This window comes from Bartonella sp. bp_1 (assembly GCF_055808085.1).
In genome coordinates, this window is record NZ_CM147851.1 from 1192764 (window position 1) to 1208795 (window position 16032).

Below are 16032 nucleotides of genomic sequence, written 5' to 3' on the forward strand. Positions count from 1 at the left end.
CAATGGCTATAAGCCTATCTGACTTGAGAAAAGTAAAAGCAGACAAGCCACCGCGCATTCTAATTTATGGCCCACCCGGTATCGGTAAAACAACATTAGCAAGTGAATTCCCTGATGCTGTATTTTTGCAGATCGAGGACGGAACCCCCGGTGATCTTGAATTGACGTCGTTTGGTAAGATCGACAGCTTTCAGCAATTGATGGATGCACTCGCTGCACTATACAGCGAAGATCACAGCTACAAAACAGTGGTTATTGACAGCATCACAGAATTGCAAAAGCTGGTCTTTAATGAGACTTGTGCGCGTGGCGATGACAAAGGCAACGCCAAGGCGAATATTGAAGACTTCGGCTATGGAAAAGGCTATGTTTACGCGCAACGCGTGTGGCAAGAATTTCTTGACGGCGTCAATGCGTTACGCAGCGACAAGAGTATGGCCGTTGTTTTGATTGCTCACTCAACCGTGTCACGCTTTGATGATCCAGAAACTGTTTCATATGATCGATACGAAATTGACCTTCACGGCAAAAGCGTCGGTACTATTGAGCGTGACATGGACGCGATACTGTTACTAAAACAGCCAGTTACAGTTAAAACCGAAGATGTTGGTTTCAACAATAAACGGGCGGTGGCGCAAGGCGGTGGAACAATCCTTATCCACGCTATCGGCAAACCGGCTTATACCGCAAAGAACCGTTACGGCATTCCGCCAACTTTACGTTACGACCGAGGACAGGGCTATGCGGCTCTGGCTGAATATTTCCCAACAAACAAAACAGAAAATCAGGAGTCCGCATAATGGTACAGATTGCAGGTGGATACGACCAAAACGCAGAAGCGCAAACAACCTATGAACCAATTCCAGCCGGTGAATACCGCGCAAAGCTGATTGCAGGTGTTATGGAAGAAATCGGCAAAAATGGGGACAAAGGTAAATGTTTAAAGTTTACGTGGCAGATTGAAACTGGCGCATATGACGAACGGCTTATCTGGCAACGCTTGAACCTATGGCCGGAAAATATGAACAATATGGAAAAGGTAATTCAAATAGCCAACTCCCAATTTGCTGCCATTCGTGAAGCTACAGGAAAGCCCACGCCCGAAGACACGGACGAGTTGTTGCATATTCCTTGCACTATCAAAGTTGGTATTCGGCACGATAAAACCGGGCAATATGAGCCGAGCAACGAGATCAAGGGTGTGAAGCCTATTGGTACACAAGCTAGCAATTCTGCTCCTGCAGCCAACAACGGCACACCGTCGCAGGCAACAGGCAATAAATCTTTGCCTTGGCAAAAATAAACGCGGACGAGTGATCTAAGGCTACCAACCAAACAAGATCACCCGCCCCTTCCCTTAACAAACAATTTTAACATTGCTCGAAAGGAACCGGGACAATGGACGATAAAGCTGCGCCTAGCAATAGACATCCTGTCGATCAACTGGCAGAAGTCCGCGAATACATCAAAGCCTATCAGAAAAAAGAAGAGTCTCTCAAAGAGGAGGTATCAACTCTTATGGGAGACCGAGACAGCATCGGTGGCGATGAATATATCGCAACCCTAGTCACAAGCCAACGAAGCGGAAGCCTTGATACAAAGGCGATGGAAAGTGATGGCATCGATGTTGAAAAATATCGAAAGCCAAAAACAACCAGCACTTCAATACGTGTTGAACGCCGCGTGATGGAAGTGTGACATGGTTGCTCTTCCTCCACAAAAGAACCAAACCATTGAAGCTATTGATCGAGCCGTAAAAAGTAAATCAAACAGTTATTTCTCGGCTTCAATTGGCGGTTCGACAATCGGGCATCCATGTGAGCGGTACTTATGGTATCGCTTCCGGTGGGCTTGCCCTCCTCAAGAATTCGACGGGCGCATGTTGCGCCTGTTTGAAACAGGCCATGTTGAAGAAACCCGCATGATTGTGTGGTTGCGTGACGCTGGCGTTATAGTTGAGGACGTTGATCCGGAAACTGGTAAGCAATGGCAAGTTAAAGCCATTGACGGACATTTTAAAGGATACGCAGACGGCAAGGTGAGAGCCTTGCCGGAAGCTCCCGCAACCGAACATCTTCTTGAATGCAAGACACACAACAAAGAAAGTTTTAAGCAACTCGAAAAAGCTGGTGTGAAAGATGCCAAGCCAGAACATGAAGCGCAGATGCAAGTTTATATGCACTTGCTTGGTCTGCGCCGCGCCTTTTATCTGGCAAAATGCAAAGATGACGACAAACTGTATTCAGAGCGCATCAATTATGACGCGGCACACGCCGCAGCGCTAATGGCAAAGGCCGAGCGCATTATTCAGTCAAACGAGGCTCCGGCCCGTGTCAGTGACAAACCAGATTATTATTTGTGCAAGGCATACAATTGCTCGTCATACGGTGTCTGTCATGAAAGTGCTTTTGCGCTGCGCAATTGTCGGACATGCCTTCACTCATCCCCTGCACAAAACGGCCAGTGGTACTGCAATCGTCACAATATCAATCTGGCATATAACGACCAAATGGCCGGTTGTCCTTCTCACCTCTACCTTCCCGCACTCGTCAATGGCGAACAGGTGGATGCCGATGAAGCCGCCGAAACAGTCACCTACAAAATGGCTGATGGCGCAGCATGGGTTGATGGTGAAAAGCGGGGGGAAACGGTATGAAATCAAATTTTATTTTTTGTTTCATAACAACCAATTATGAGATGTTTTTCTTTGGGTTTGTATTGTTTAAGATGCCTTTTCAAATCTTCAGGCAAGTCAACATCCCCCACATAGAAGCAGTTATTAAAATCGGCCGTGTCATAATCAAAGACACCCAAAAAATGCGTAAAATCACAATTGTTGAAGATGAATCTAGTTTTATCCATTACATCCTTCTGAGGAGCATGCATAATCCCGTAAATCCGACACTGATGGAATTGTGCGAGATCAGAAAAAATAAGATCGTCAGTTATATCGCATCTGGTAAATTTGCAGTCTCTGAATATACCATAATAAGACATCCCCTTTGCCGGATAAAAAGTTTTAAAATCAAAAAAATAAAATCTATATTTATGATAATTGAGGCAAAGGTTGTAACGATAGTCTTCTATTCTGACGTAATCATCTTTACCTGTAAGAATTATATTATTCAAACTTATTTGCTCCTGACAGGCTTCTCCTATGGCATTAAGATTATCAAGGGCACGAATAAGCAGCGGATTGTCGCTGCCCTTAGGCTCTACAGTATAAATAAAATCGCGAAGCAACTGAATAGCATCAGCCTGCAACCAGATGTCCTTCTGCATGCCTATTGTACGCAAGAGACCAAGACCGGCAAATTGTTCGGTTTTGCTAACACTGGTCAAAAGTTTGGCGGCATCAAAGAACGTCTTAACCAGATTGTTCTGTTTTGTTTCTTTCAATTGTTCATCTGCAAGCCTGATTTGTTCAGTCGCATTCGCAAGTTGCCGCTCGAATCTTTTGCCCTGATCAAATTGAAGTTCATTTTGTATGGTTCCAACATGGCTGCGCCAAGCAGCAAGGCCAAGGCCTATCAAAGCGATAATACCAAGGGCTATTTTACTGAACTCATCAAAATTAACAATCCAGTTGTAATCTGGATTGAGGCGCACATAAATCCACCAACTCAAAAGGATCAGGCACGCCGTTCCAACTATAAACAAAATGCCCACAACCAGCGACCAAAACGATGGTTTGGCACTTTGATTCTGATGTTCATGACCATCCTTTTTCATAAGTATATTCATAACAAAGCTTTGGAGCACTTTTCAATTCTACTTTGCAACTTGCGGAGGAATTGCTGTGCGTAACTTTGTGATTGATCTTTTTACCGAGGAAGTCCGCACAATCAACATCCGCGAGATACTGCTTCAGTTGGATCTGTCATGTCCGAAAGGTGGCACTGTTCTTGACCCATTTGGTGGTGCAGGCACAACGGCACTCGTGGCGCTGCGGCATGGCCGTGAAGCAATTCTGATCGAACTCAATCCCGAATATGCCGAGATTTCAGAGAGGCGCATACGGGCTGAATGGCACGAACCTGTCGCGCCCAAGGAACAAGACTTCGGCCCATTATTTAAGGAAATTAAATCATGATCAACTTGCGTTATTATCAAGATGAAGCCTTAAAATCTGTCTTTGATTACTGGGGCAATGGCGGCGGCAATCCTCTAATTGAAATGGCGACGGGTACCGGAAAAAGCATGGTAATCGCCAAGCTGACGCAGGACATCATTTATCAATACCCAACGATGCGGGTACTTATGTTGACCCATGTCAAGGAATTGGTGGCACAAAACTTCTCTGCTCTGTTACGTGTCTGGCCCGATGCTCCTGCCGGTATCTATTCGGCTGGTCTTGGAAAACGTGACACTCACCAGCGCATTACCTTTGCCTCAATCCAATCGGTCTATAAACGCGCTCAACTTCTCGGACCACGCCATCTTATTCTTATTGATGAGGCACATCTTGTTCCGGGTAAAGGTGAAGGTATGTATAAAAAGCTGTTGGATGACATGTATCAAATCCAATCAGATGCCCGCGTTGTTGGCTTTACCGCGACACCCTACCGCCTTGATAGCGGTCGATTGGATGAAGGTGACGAACGATTATTTGACCGCATTGTTTACAGCTACGATATAGCGCGTGGCATTGATGATGGTTTTTTATCGCCGCTCATGTCAAAAGCATCAGCCACTGAAATTGATGTGTCTGACGTAAAAAGGGCTGGTGGTGAGTTTGTGGCTGGCGCATTAGAAGAAGCTGCAGACAAAATTACGGCAGAGGCTGTTAGCGAGATACTAACTTATGCCGAAAACCGCAAATCATGGCTAATCTTTTGTTCAGGTGTGAACCATGCCTACCATGTCCGTGATGCATTACGGGCTGCTGGCATTTCATGCGAAACCGTGACCGGCGACACGCCGCAAGGCCAACGCGACTCTATCATTCGCCGTTTTAAATCTGGTGAAATACGAGCGCTCACCAATGCAAACGTTTTAACAACTGGCTTTGATGCGCCGCAGGTAGATTGCGTCGTCATGCTTCGCCCTACCCTGTCAACAAGCCTTTATGTCCAGATTGTGGGACGCGGTACTCGGTTGGCACAAGGCAAAGAAAACTGCCTCATTTTAGACTTTGCCGGTAATGTCAGAAGACATGGCCCAGTTGATGCCGTTTCAGTCTTGCCAAAAAATAAAGGCAAAGATGCCGGCAAGGTCAAAGTGGATGATGTAAGGGCAAAGACTTGCCCGAATTGTGAAGAACTGGTCGCTATCAATGCACGTAGTTGCAAATGGTGTGACTATGAATGGCCTCACGAAGAAAAGCCAAAACACGATGCTCATGCCGAAGCGGAAATTGGCATTCTTTCAACTGAAAAAGTACCGCCTACCATGTTGCCGGTTGTACGCTGGTATTTTCAGCGGCATGAAAAGTTAGGAAGCCCAGATAGTCTGCGTGTCACCTACATGGCCGGTATTGCAGAATATCCAGAATGGGTAGCGCTGGAACATAAAGGTCAAGCCGGATTAAGAGCGCAACAATGGTGGCTCTTACATGGTGGCAGAACTCCATTTCCTAAAACCATAACCGAGGCCATTGACCGACAACATGAATTGATGATGCCGCAAACCATATCGGTACGAAAAAACAAAAAATACTATGACATTATTGGCCGGTCATTCCCGGAGATCAAGGCGATAGCAAATGGTTGAACGATTTGATGATGCAGTATGTGGCTGTTGTGGTCGTAGTGCTATCGGTATCGGCTACACAGATCAACCAACCAAAAACACTAGACCAATTTTATGGCTCTGCGATGACCCTGAATGCATAGAAATAGCGAAAGCGACCTACACAATGAAACAGGATATTTTTAGCAGAATTGAAAGCCTAGCAGCCGGAAAAGGCGGAAGCGAAGGCGGTGCTTACCTTGATCAAATTGGAAAAACCGATCTGGCACAACTGTCACAAGAAGAATGGTTTGAGTTTTGTCGCCGCATTGTTGCTGGTTATCGCAAAGCCTTAAAAAATGAACTGAAAGATGAAGCACCTTTCTGATGAACAACACACCCGAACATAATCTTAAAACGGCGCTAGAACTTGCTGGGCAAGGGCTATCTATCTTTCCATGCCAATCCGGCGGCGAAGGTGTGAAACGGCCTCAACCATTCATAAAATGGCGCAACGCATCGACAACCAATCAAAGTCAGATAAGACAGTGGTGGACCAAGTGGCCTGATTCCGCCATTGGTCTGGATCTGGCAAAGTCAGGCTTGATCGTCATTGATTGTGACCGACATGGCATTCATGACGGCGTGAAAGCTTTTGGTGATCTTTGTGAAACTCATAATCACGACATTGACCAGTCTCCGCTTGTTGCCACTCCGAATGACGGCATGCACGTCTTTTTTAAACAACTGGAAAAGAACCGGAGCAATAAACGCGGTTCATTGCCGGATGGCATTGATGTGCGTGGTGAGGGTGGCTATGTCATAGCGCCCGGCACTGTCATGCAAGACGGACGGGAATATGAACTTGCTGGCAATCTGGATGCTGTGCCGCCGTTGCCGCAATGGCTGGCTGATATTTTGGATAACGATGTAAAACAGGTGGCAACCACCCCTGCTCCTGCTCCGATGCCTAGCATGACACGCAATAAGGATGAACGCATCGCCGCTTATTGTGACGTCGCAATCGGTGAAGAACTGGCACGGGTTACTAACGCTCCAAAAGGAGCGCGCAATAATACGCTGAATGAAGCAGCATTCGCGCTTGGTCAGCTTGTGGGTGCTGGTTGGGTGTCCGAGGGTGATATATTTTCTCATTTGAACAACGCCGCACTTGCCGCCGGTCTTAATGCGGTTGAGGCAAAGAAGACAATTCAATCCGGTATGCAGGCAGGTCGTAAAGAGCCGCGTGCCATGCCAGAAAGCGACTGGCCAGAAGTCGATCATCAAGAGGCGGAAAAGATCAATGCCACCTTGCTGCAATCGTTTGAGGAGAAGAAGCTAAAACAAGAAGGTTCACGTCAATTTATAGAGCAAGATGATGGCACTTTAATTGATAGTGAGACTGGTGAGATTATAGATGACCAACCAGATACAACAATCATCAAACAAATGTCCTTCACATACCCACCCGGTTTGGTCGGGGATATAGCCAAGTGGATTGTTGCAACGGCGCGTTATCCGCAGCCTGAACTCGCAATCGGAGCAGCGCTGGCGCTGGTTGGTACTTTTGCTGGACGACAATATGCTGGGCCTACACGTTCAGGCACGCATCTTTATGTTTTAGGGCTAGCTCCAACCGGTAAAGGTAAAGATCACGCACTGCAACAAATCATGCGCATAATGGGCGCAACAAAACTACCACAACATATCGGCCCTTCCGAATTCATATCCATGCCAGCCGTTATCAATTTTCTAACGCGCAAGCCGCTTTCGATCTGTGCGATGGATGAATTCGGCGACTTTATGAAACGGATCAATTCTCGCCGGGCAAGTGGTTTTGAAAACGCAATTGCAAAAGTGTTGCGCACATTATGGTCGGCATCCTTTGCTCCCTTTGTCACACCCGAATGGGCATCGCGACCAAGTGAAACAATTTTTTGTCCCGCTATTACAATTTATGGTGCTTCGACGCCGGAACAGTTTTATTCCGCAATGGAAAGTTCGAGTCTTGAAAATGGCACATTGAACCGCTTTTTGTTGATAAATGGCCGCAGCGGCATTGTTGAAACAGATCCGCAAGATGATGCAACAAAGGTTCCAGACAATATAATCACCGCATTAAAACGTATCTATGAACGCAGCGGTCAACTTGCCACGAGCTTTCGTAACGACGCAGGAACTGATCCGGCGGCAAATGGCCAATTGCGTGAACTTAAATGGTGTCCCGATGGGGCACATGAACTCTATAAAAGCTTTTCGACTGAAATTGCTACAATAATGTCGACACAACCAGAAACAGATGCGTTTTTTGCCCGAACCACTGAAATGGCACTACGCATTGCAACGATCGTTGCTATTGGCAGGTTGGATGATGAACAGGTACGCATGACCGACATGGAATATGGAATCATGATAGCACGGCAATCAGCCGAGTTTATGGAAATTGGTGCGGCAGACTATATGTCAAGCAATGAAAATCAAGCCAACGCCCAACGTATTATTAGAACACTAAAGAGCCATAAGGGACGCATCAGCTATCGTGATCTGTCTCGCTCGTTACAAAATTCAATTAAAAGCAAGGATTTAAAAGACCTTTTACAAGGCATGTGCGAATCTGGACAAATTGAAAAACAGGAAGTAAAAAATATCCGTGGTCCGTCGCATGTTTGGTATAAATTACAAAAATGAAGGCTGTTACAACTTAGATTTCACATCTTTTGTAGTCCCTCCCCATTTTCTTATAGTACCGATTGGCACGATTTTATAGGAAAGAGAGCCAAATCTGGAATGACGCTTTTTTTTCTGTGCTGATCATGCTATTAAAAATAGAATAGCGTGAGGGATGACATATGGCAGAAGAAGGAAAACAACCTGAATGTGAGGAGTTTTTTTTCGGAAGCAGGAATGGAACAAAAAAATTCTTTTCAAGAGAAGAATTTATGAAATTCATCAAAATGAACACACTATGTTGACGCCCTATAATATCAGAGATATCTGACATAAGCTCACCATTGGCCTCACTAAGTAATTTAATCAGTTTCATCGATACTAGATTAAGAAATTATTCTCTCGCTCAAATTGCCAATGATTCCAATTTTATGAACTATTTGAATGCCGCTTATAAAAGTTATGATCTGCCTTTATCCAGCACCCCCTTATTCAAAGCAATCCAAAAAATTCATGATAAAGACCCACAGATAGCCTACAGCGCTATGAAGTTTTGTGTGAATAAAAACCCATCTTTTAACAGACGGGAAGATTTTATTGCCGCGACGATCATGGCCAAGTATTTTGCCAGTCTTGTTGATATACCTAAAGCAGTGACGGATTCTTTGAAACAGATTTCGGATGAATACAATGAAAAAATAGCGGATGAATCAAAGCAGCAGATTGAATTACAAAAACAGGCAAATGAACTGCAGAAAAAGATTGAATATGATATAAAGCGCGCTTATCGCAAACTCTTGGGTAGAGAGAGAAAAAAGACCCATATGACACAGGAAGCGATTGAACGTATAGAGGCAACGAATAAAGCCTATAGTGAATTTATGCGATTGAAAGCGCCTGTCGATTATTGGCAGAAGAAACGAAAGGAGCATGAGAAAGAAGCAAATAGTTGGGGGCAATATCTCATGAGCTTTGCTTTTTTCGGTGGCGGTGCGCTTATCATTGCACTCTTATGGTTGGCAGACCATGTTGGGAAGGTTGCAGAACAAGGGAAGCCAGTGGTTATCTACGTTTTATATGCAACACTAGCGATCGCGACTTCAACTATCATCTTCTGGATAGGGCGAATACTGTCAAAAATCTATCTTGGACAATATCATCTAGCGGTTGATGCCGGTGAGCGGGCAACCATGGTACAGACCTACCTTGCCTTGACGAAAGACAATCAGGCAAATGAGGCAGATCGTGCAATCATTCTGGGGGCGCTTTTCCGACCGACCGAAGATGGCATTGTGCGCGACGACGGTGTACCAGATATATCCTATCTGTCGCAAATATCCAAAATGGCGGGCGGGAAAAATTAGGCTGAGAGCGTTTGATCTTTTACTGACATGATTGCACGATCACCGCCCGACCCAATCTTAATCAGAAACAAGATCATTATGACTTTCATGGCACACCTTTAAATATTCCAGCGCCTCTTGCGCCTTGACATGAATAATTGCGGCTAAGGTTGGATTGCTATTTGATAATTCCGCTGCCGCCTCGCGCAAATACGTCACCATTTCATTCAGCTTAAAATTACTACTACCCAGATCAGTTTCTGCCACCGAGGCCATAATCTTTGACAGTGCATTGTTGACGTCACGCACCTCACGTGACATGGCAATAATGGTACGGTCACGATCAAGCTTTTCTTGTTCAAGCAGCTGAATTTTACTCAGCAGTGCAGCTTTGGTGTGGTTGGTCATCACGCACTGCCTTTACGGGCGGCACGAATACGATCAAACGTCCGCTGTTTAAGTGCCATCACGCAGCCTCCATGTTCTGGACGGTAAAAGTGTTATGAAATGGAAGTTTTTCATCTATTATTCGATTATTCAAAGAAGCTGCAACTTTGCAGGCATCATAAAAATCAGAATATATCTTAGCCTTTGATTGGGCAGGGCTAATTCCAACCCCTGTTTCATTAAGCAGCGAACAAAGTACAATCGATCATTGTGTGTCGTGATAATAATGTGTTTCATCACCACCGCTCCTAAGCCGCTATAGGAAAATCTTCGACGCTAAGACGCTCGTTTGGCTCTAATGCCATTTCAGCACCACGTCGGGTTAGCCAGAAGATATAATCACCACCGCTTATTTCATTGCCGGCACGTCTTTTGGCTAAACCAGCTTCGACCATGGCACGCCAATCGGCGTAGTTAGGACAACCAGCGCCCGTGACAAAATGATTGCGATAGGTCTTGTTCATTTTATTTGGCAGACCGAGGGCGTGTCGTGCGAATTCTTTTTGTCGCAGTGTCATTTATTTATTCTCCATCAGCAAGCAATCCATCATTTTTTCAGCTCTGAAAACCTTCATGCGGCATCAAAAGCTACATTCACTGCATCATCTGATGCACCTTCCATCCATTCACGGTCAAAGGTATCAGCAAAAGTGTCTTTAATTTTTTCAATTGGGGTTGTCATAATCAAATATCCTTTTATGTTTACGTTTTTATCATTAGTTAACAAAATGTCAACAATTAAGATGCGCCAATTATTTTTTTCAAAGGATAAAAATCTGATCTTGATACTATTCGTGATCATATAAAGGTAAATAGAGATTTTGTATGGCTCGCTAGGCTATTGAAATTGTAACTAGTCGAAAAGTACTGACAGGGTACCCTGCCAATTGATGTGGAAGCGTTTATACTATAATTCTCTCAACTACAGCATCAGACAAGAACATTTTTGAGCCAAACAGTGTCCAATAAAATGAAAACGAACCCAGAAGAGCGTTTTAACTATATAGATTAAAGGCGCAACCAATCCATTGCGTTGATAACCGATCGGTAATCTGGTAGACTGACTTTATATTCTTCATTAGAAAGGTTGGTTATAAACTCTATGTGATTTGAATTTTTTTTGCCTATGCCAAGGTGCGCTTCAATCGCTCCTTTCGTCCAAAGCCAAACATTTTTCTTTTTTAATTCGTTATGCAATCTCGCAATGCACTCGATTGCGTTCTTTTCTTGGGCAAGCTTTTCAAAAGCTGCTGCTGCAGGAGTTCCATCGTGTTTAGTAGGCAACCCATTTGCATCAAGGCTAACTTGACCACTATTTTTTAGTTCTTGCAGTATTGCTTTGCACATAATGAGATCAGCATGATCTGATGCGAGAAAGCCGCAACTAGGGGCTATCCTAAAAACAAAATCTAAATCTACAATCGCCTTGCAAGGCACTCGCATCGATTGCAAAACTTTCATAGCGTGTGGAATATTAGAAGTTCCATCGATATCAACAAATCCGATTTTATCTTCACCCGGAGTCGTTCCAAAAGAGTTGTAATATATCGCAGGAAGAATTGTTCGCTCGGTTTTTCCTTCTGTGATCACAATTTTCTCGGAAAAAAGAATTTTACTTGAATTTGAAAGGGAAAATAGCATTTCTGACTGATGTTTGGCATCATCAATTTCAGCCACCACAGCATCTTTTATTCGTTTATAGCATCCTGTCCCATGAGCTACGCTTCTTCTAATAAGAAGGGTATTGGGGGCATCTTCTCGCGAAATCATATTTGCTGAATGCGTTGTAATGACCACTTGATAGCCGTCGCCAGCGATTCGGTTTAATGCTGCACGTACAACTTCGATAGCTTGAGGATGTAAATAGAGTTCTGGCTCATCAATCAAAAGGAGAATCGTTCTACCGATATTACCACCACCGGCTCTTCGAACTTCAGCTAGACACTTAATAAGCGCTATTTGTATAGAGCGTTGGGCGCCATGCCCAAACGACGAGGCATCCCTTCCGTCAGGATTATCGAACCCCTCTTCAAAAATGCGTATCGTCGCTGATTTCATAAAATCAGAAAAATCTGGGATAGGTATGTGGATCTTGGCCGAGACTCCGGGGAATAACTTGGACAGTTCGCCTTGAATACGGCCGTCGAGATCGACTAAAGTTTCGTCTTTATTCTTAGCATTGGCTGAAAGACGCTGGCTCACATCTCGCAGCGCCTCAGCAACAGCGGGTGAGTGCCTATCAATTACGGGATCCATTATCTCTTTAAGAAGCTTGCCGATTGTTGTTCCGTTACCAAATTTCGCTACGTCCTCAGTTGCGTTTTCCATCGCTCCAATAAAAATAGGGTCCGGAAACAGAGCACCTATTGCCGCGTCGATTCCCGTTGGATTGACAACCCAGTTATCTTGGCCGGAGTTTTGCTGTAATACCTCAAAACGTATATCTTTAACTGGCTGCCCTGGTGTGGCTTGCGTGCGCCGAATGCGTATCTTGCCATCAACAACGAGCGGCTCGATACGTCCACGGTGAGCATCACCAATCGCTTCAAGAACTTCACCACTAATGCCAGAGATTTCCGCTTCTACAATAATTGGCTGATCGACAAGGTGAAAGTCTTTTGCAGAAAGACTAGATCGTTTGATGACCCAGCCAATAGCCTCAATTATATTAGTCTTTCCAGCGTTGTTGTAGCCAACCAAGGGGGTGTAATGGGAAAGTGGAAACACTCCTTGCGCAATTGATTTGTAATTCTGTATTTTAATTTCTGAGATATGATGCATTGCCTCCTCCCGGTAGAAATGCGTGGCTTATCTGAACAGCTTGAAGCTTTTATTAAGCGGACTTCCGCCTTAATTAAGCCGCTAACATAACTGATGTCAGCGTTTTGTAATGCGCCTGATTCTGTATAATCCGGTCAAACAACAAAGACAAGCATCGGTTATACTCAAAATGGATTTCGTCTATCCGGCGCATCAGTGTCAGATCGCCATCCGATAAAGGACGCGGTGAATAATAAATATTGCCACGGCTGGAGCCGAGAAGCTTCAACTGGCGTGAGATCGATAGTTTGTGCTCACGGTCAATCATTTCTTTGCACTCAGCATTTCCGCCTTGCTGAGCGTTCCTGATAAAAAATCATTCTCTAAAATCAGCTCTCCAATCTTGGTATGAAGTGTTTTGATATCAACACTGGAATCTGCCGGTTCCGCCTTGGTTTCATCGCCAAAATGCAAGTTGTCCCCTCATCTCTTCATTGTTTGATATGGTTCGCGTGCACATCAAAATGCTGGATAATTCGACAAGCGTCTGTTCGCCTTAGATCGCAGCAAGCGCTACTTTTACCTTAAATACGGGGCTATGGTTGCGTCGTGGTCGTCTCATCATGCTATCTCCTATTATCGGCATATAAGTCGAAGTCAGGCTAAAATTCCACTTATCCTTACTATTCAAATTTCCCGAACCACCTCTAATACTCATAATTATCCATAAACAAGCCTCTCTTAAACGCGTAATTACTACATTCCAAGTACTATGATTTAACGATAAATAGACTAAAAAACGTACAAAAATGAACGAAATAACACTTGACATTCGTACAAAAATGAACGATATTAGTTTCATAGAAAGGAGGTAATGATTGAAAAGAGAAGCCCTTTTACGGGAACTTCGAAAACTAGCCAACAAACAGGGCGTTGATTTCAAAGTTCTACCAAACAAAGGAAAAGGGTCACACTATAGAATAATATTCAACGGAAGACTTACAACAATCCAATCCGGCGAATTAGACAACTACAGAGTGACCCGTATCAAGAAACAGTTGGGGATCGAATGATCCCCAACCCCTTCAAAGTGAAATGTAATGTAAAAAATCAGGAGTCGCAAATGGATTATGTCTATTATGCAAAAATTGCGCTCGATCCCGATGGTGAATATGACGTCGAGTTTCCTGACGTACCAGAAGTTGTCACAGGCGCAAAAACAAAAGAAGAAGCATATAGCAACGCACGTGAAGCCTTAGGGCTTGCGTTGCGTGGTTATCTGGATATGGGGCGGGCTTTACCTATACCTAAAAAATATAGAGGGCTTACGCCGGTTCCAGTTGACACCGCCGATGCTCTTAAGTTGGCGGTAATTGAAACTTTTAATGCTTCCAATATTACAAAAACCGAATTGGCAAATCGGCTAGGTAAACAGGAAGGTGAGGCACGACGTATTCTAGATCCCGATCATCCAACAAAGCTGCAGGCACTGGAGCAGGCATTAGCCGTTCTTGGCAAGCAAGTTGTCGTAACGGTAAAAGACGCGGCTTGATATAACCAAATAAAAAATAGCGCTGGTGTTTACCGGCGCTTTTTATTGTCTGTCATAGAGTGTCTTAAAAAGTCTTGTTCTGCGCTTAACTGTCTTAGGTTTTCACGACACTGTCTTAGTCTGCGCTTAACTGTCTTATCTTGCGCTTAAAAGTCTTACTTTTTCATGGTTGCGTCTTGAAGTGTCTGACATGACCCAAGTTGACAGGTTGACAGGTAAGTGACAGGTATGTTGACAGGTTTTACCCTTATATTATATATATATTTCAATATATTAGTTATAAAAAATAGAAACCTGTCAACATGTCAACCTAATTGCAAAGATCAAAATTCCGACCCTTAAATTTTAGGGGTCTATATAGGAGTTTTCCATTTTTAGTTGACAGGTTTCCAAAATGAACAATAACCCATTGATATATAACAATAAAAAAATCGAAACCTGTCAACTTAATGAAAAGTGACAAGTTGACGGTAATAGTAACGCATTGTTTTTATTAAATATTATTTTTAAACCCGTCACCACCACAGTTGACAGGTTTAAAAACAAAATAGAATTGTTTACCTAGTTGACTTTTTGTTTACATTTGTTTTAAATAACAACCAACTATGTCATCACACCAATATGGAGCCTTAACCATGAAAGCAGTTGTCACCCGTCCCATGAAGGTTTTAGGCGATAATGGCACTTTACAAACCTTTATCCCTTCAACAAACAGCGACCCTTATGTTGAAGTTTCAGATGCAACTTATTTGCGCCTTGTTCGCACCGGTGCGGCGAAGCCTTATCAAGAAAAAGGTGAGGTTGAAGCAACTAAAAAACGTACTCGTAAAGCCACAACAAAAACAGAAAGCAATCAGTCTGGTGACACTGAAAACACAAACAACGACCCTATCATTGAATAATGGCCAACGCGGCAATCATCATTCATACCAAATGGCAGTTGAAGCAAGTTCAAGAACTTATGAACAAGCTTCAACCACCACGATTGAACTGGGCACTGCGTAACGCCGTCAATGACACGGCCAAACAAACCGAACGTTTTGCCGAACGTGAAATATCCAAAGCAACATCTATTCCAAACAAACGTGTCAAGCCCGGGATATTTATCCGGCCATTAGCAACCGACAAACTTTTAGAAGCCACGATTGTTGGTTCCGGTTCACCAATTCCACTCAAGGTATTTAAAGCAAAAGAAAACGGTTCCGGCGTCTTGGCCAAAATATGGGGCAAGCGGCAACAGTATGACGGCGCTTTCATCATGGGTGGCCGTGTCGGAAATCGTGTCGCCCTAAAAATGGGGGGGCATGTCTTTGAGAGGGTAGGCCCTACTTGGATAAAAAAAGGCGGCAAAAATGTTCGTGGAAAAATACGACGTGTACCCGGCGTCTCAATCGCAGAAGGTATGACACAGGTTGCCATATCAAACGCTATTGTAGCCCAAGGCCAAGAACGCATGATAGTAAATCTTAAGCGGCAACTGGATCGCTACACCCGCTCACGCGGTGGTACAAAATAGGTGGACGCATGACATCATCCACCCCTGCCCCATCACATCAACCCATGTCATCAAATGGTATGAGTCATAATCTAATC

At 44.1% G+C, this 16032-nt stretch carries 16 protein-coding genes and 1 pseudogene; 12 read left to right on the top strand and 5 right to left on the bottom strand.

The window, feature by feature from the left end; translation table 11 throughout:
- Nucleotides 1-2: 2 nt before the first annotated feature.
- The 4 genes from ACYZ97_RS05925 (at nt 3) to ACYZ97_RS05940 (ending at nt 2656) form a co-directional block, all read left to right on the top strand.
- Nucleotides 3-800: an ATP-binding protein gene (locus ACYZ97_RS05925; RefSeq protein ID WP_473300538.1), complete on the top strand. Its 798-nt coding sequence runs from the start codon at nt 3-5 to the stop codon at nt 798-800.
- Entirely contained in the window at nt 800-1303 is a 504-nt protein-coding gene (locus tag ACYZ97_RS05930) for a DUF669 domain-containing protein (protein WP_473300539.1), read from the top strand. Before ACYZ97_RS05925 ends, ACYZ97_RS05930 begins: the two co-directional genes overlap by 1 nt.
- A gap of 95 nt (nt 1304-1398) precedes the next feature.
- Nucleotides 1399-1698, top strand: coding sequence for a hypothetical protein (locus tag ACYZ97_RS05935; RefSeq protein WP_473300540.1), 300 nt, complete (start codon nt 1399-1401; stop codon nt 1696-1698).
- Nucleotide 1699: 1 nt separating this feature from the next.
- Entirely contained in the window at nt 1700-2656 is a 957-nt protein-coding gene (locus ACYZ97_RS05940) for an oxidoreductase (protein ID WP_473300541.1), read from the top strand.
- A gap of 2 nt (nt 2657-2658) precedes the next feature.
- Here ACYZ97_RS05940 and ACYZ97_RS05945 read toward each other — a convergent pair whose 3' ends face one another.
- On the bottom strand, nt 2659-3744 hold the full coding sequence (locus ACYZ97_RS05945; protein ID WP_473300542.1) for a hypothetical protein: 1086 nt from the start codon (nt 3742-3744) through the stop codon (nt 2659-2661).
- A gap of 55 nt (nt 3745-3799) precedes the next feature.
- Between ACYZ97_RS05945 and ACYZ97_RS05950 the strand changes: the two genes are divergently transcribed.
- From ACYZ97_RS05950 to ACYZ97_RS05970, 5 genes are all read left to right on the top strand, one after another.
- Nucleotides 3800-4093, top strand: coding sequence for a DNA methyltransferase (locus tag ACYZ97_RS05950; protein WP_473300543.1), 294 nt, complete (start codon nt 3800-3802; stop codon nt 4091-4093).
- Nucleotides 4090-5712 carry a DEAD/DEAH box helicase gene (locus ACYZ97_RS05955; RefSeq protein WP_473300544.1) on the top strand — a complete coding sequence of 541 codons (1623 nt, stop codon included), beginning with the start codon at nt 4090-4092 and terminating at the stop codon, nt 5710-5712. Before ACYZ97_RS05950 ends, ACYZ97_RS05955 begins: the two co-directional genes overlap by 4 nt.
- Entirely contained in the window at nt 5705-6058 is a 354-nt protein-coding gene (locus tag ACYZ97_RS05960) for a DUF6511 domain-containing protein (RefSeq protein ID WP_473300545.1), read from the top strand. The genes ACYZ97_RS05955 and ACYZ97_RS05960 overlap by 8 nt, the downstream gene beginning before the upstream one ends.
- The gene (locus tag ACYZ97_RS05965; protein WP_473300546.1) at nt 6058-8358 is read left to right on the top strand and encodes a bifunctional DNA primase/polymerase; all 2301 of its coding nucleotides are present in this window, start codon (nt 6058-6060) and stop codon (nt 8356-8358) included. Before ACYZ97_RS05960 ends, ACYZ97_RS05965 begins: the two co-directional genes overlap by 1 nt.
- Nucleotides 8359-8768: 410 nt before the next feature.
- The gene (locus ACYZ97_RS05970; protein ID WP_473300547.1) at nt 8769-9701 is read left to right on the top strand and encodes a DUF6161 domain-containing protein; all 933 of its coding nucleotides are present in this window, start codon (nt 8769-8771) and stop codon (nt 9699-9701) included.
- Between the two features lie 57 nt (nt 9702-9758).
- Here ACYZ97_RS05970 and ACYZ97_RS05975 read toward each other — a convergent pair whose 3' ends face one another.
- The 4 genes and pseudogenes from ACYZ97_RS05975 to ACYZ97_RS05990 all read right to left on the bottom strand — a co-directional run.
- Complete coding sequence (locus tag ACYZ97_RS05975; RefSeq protein WP_473300548.1) at nt 9759-10088, bottom strand: hypothetical protein; 330 nt, start codon at nt 10086-10088, stop codon at nt 9759-9761.
- Between the two features lie 287 nt (nt 10089-10375).
- Nucleotides 10376-10645 (bottom strand): hypothetical protein, encoded by a 270-nt coding sequence (locus tag ACYZ97_RS05980; protein WP_473300549.1) that lies wholly within the window; start codon nt 10643-10645, stop codon nt 10376-10378.
- A gap of 490 nt (nt 10646-11135) precedes the next feature.
- Nucleotides 11136-12908: an ATP-dependent nuclease gene (locus ACYZ97_RS05985; RefSeq protein ID WP_473300550.1), complete on the bottom strand. Its 1773-nt coding sequence runs from the start codon at nt 12906-12908 to the stop codon at nt 11136-11138.
- A 160-nt stretch (nt 12909-13068) separates the two neighbouring features.
- Nucleotides 13069-13533, bottom strand: a pseudogene (locus ACYZ97_RS05990) (transposase); the annotation flags it as partial.
- A 477-nt stretch (nt 13534-14010) separates the two neighbouring features.
- Here ACYZ97_RS05990 and ACYZ97_RS05995 point away from each other — a divergent pair.
- The 3 genes from ACYZ97_RS05995 (at nt 14011) to ACYZ97_RS06005 (ending at nt 15955) form a co-directional block, all read left to right on the top strand.
- A complete protein-coding gene (locus ACYZ97_RS05995; RefSeq protein ID WP_473300551.1) occupies nt 14011-14439 on the top strand; it encodes a type II toxin-antitoxin system HicB family antitoxin in 429 nt (142 codons plus the stop codon).
- Between the two features lie 635 nt (nt 14440-15074).
- Nucleotides 15075-15341 carry a hypothetical protein gene (locus tag ACYZ97_RS06000; protein ID WP_473300552.1) on the top strand — a complete coding sequence of 89 codons (267 nt, stop codon included), beginning with the start codon at nt 15075-15077 and terminating at the stop codon, nt 15339-15341.
- Between the two features lie 59 nt (nt 15342-15400).
- Entirely contained in the window at nt 15401-15955 is a 555-nt protein-coding gene (locus tag ACYZ97_RS06005; RefSeq protein WP_473300553.1) for a hypothetical protein, read from the top strand.
- The last annotated feature ends 77 nt before the right edge of the window (nt 15956-16032 follow it).

What these genes read in the sequence shown, in the direction of transcription:
- ACYZ97_RS06000 (WP_473300552.1), top strand. Translation starts at nt 15,075, where the DNA reads ATGAAAGCAGTTGTCACCCGTCCCATGAAGGTTTTAGGCGATAATGGC.
- ACYZ97_RS05970 (WP_473300547.1), top strand. Translation starts at nt 8,769, where the DNA reads ATGAACTATTTGAATGCCGCTTATAAAAGTTATGATCTGCCTTTATCC.
- ACYZ97_RS06005 (WP_473300553.1), top strand. Translation starts at nt 15,401, where the DNA reads ATGAACAAGCTTCAACCACCACGATTGAACTGGGCACTGCGTAACGCC.
- ACYZ97_RS05980 (WP_473300549.1), bottom strand. Translation starts at nt 10,645, where the DNA reads ATGACACTGCGACAAAAAGAATTCGCACGACACGCCCTCGGTCTGCCA.
- ACYZ97_RS05925 (WP_473300538.1), top strand. Translation starts at nt 3, where the DNA reads ATGGCTATAAGCCTATCTGACTTGAGAAAAGTAAAAGCAGACAAGCCA.
- ACYZ97_RS05965 (WP_473300546.1), top strand. Translation starts at nt 6,058, where the DNA reads ATGAACAACACACCCGAACATAATCTTAAAACGGCGCTAGAACTTGCT.
- ACYZ97_RS05930 (WP_473300539.1), top strand. Translation starts at nt 800, where the DNA reads ATGGTACAGATTGCAGGTGGATACGACCAAAACGCAGAAGCGCAAACA.
- ACYZ97_RS05955 (WP_473300544.1), top strand. Translation starts at nt 4,090, where the DNA reads ATGATCAACTTGCGTTATTATCAAGATGAAGCCTTAAAATCTGTCTTT.
- ACYZ97_RS05960 (WP_473300545.1), top strand. Translation starts at nt 5,705, where the DNA reads ATGGTTGAACGATTTGATGATGCAGTATGTGGCTGTTGTGGTCGTAGT.
- ACYZ97_RS05945 (WP_473300542.1), bottom strand. Translation starts at nt 3,744, where the DNA reads ATGAATATACTTATGAAAAAGGATGGTCATGAACATCAGAATCAAAGT.
- ACYZ97_RS05995 (WP_473300551.1), top strand. Translation starts at nt 14,011, where the DNA reads ATGGATTATGTCTATTATGCAAAAATTGCGCTCGATCCCGATGGTGAA.
- ACYZ97_RS05935 (WP_473300540.1), top strand. Translation starts at nt 1,399, where the DNA reads ATGGACGATAAAGCTGCGCCTAGCAATAGACATCCTGTCGATCAACTG.
- ACYZ97_RS05985 (WP_473300550.1), bottom strand. Translation starts at nt 12,908, where the DNA reads ATGCATCATATCTCAGAAATTAAAATACAGAATTACAAATCAATTGCG.
- ACYZ97_RS05940 (WP_473300541.1), top strand. Translation starts at nt 1,700, where the DNA reads ATGGTTGCTCTTCCTCCACAAAAGAACCAAACCATTGAAGCTATTGAT.
- ACYZ97_RS05975 (WP_473300548.1), bottom strand. Translation starts at nt 10,088, where the DNA reads ATGACCAACCACACCAAAGCTGCACTGCTGAGTAAAATTCAGCTGCTT.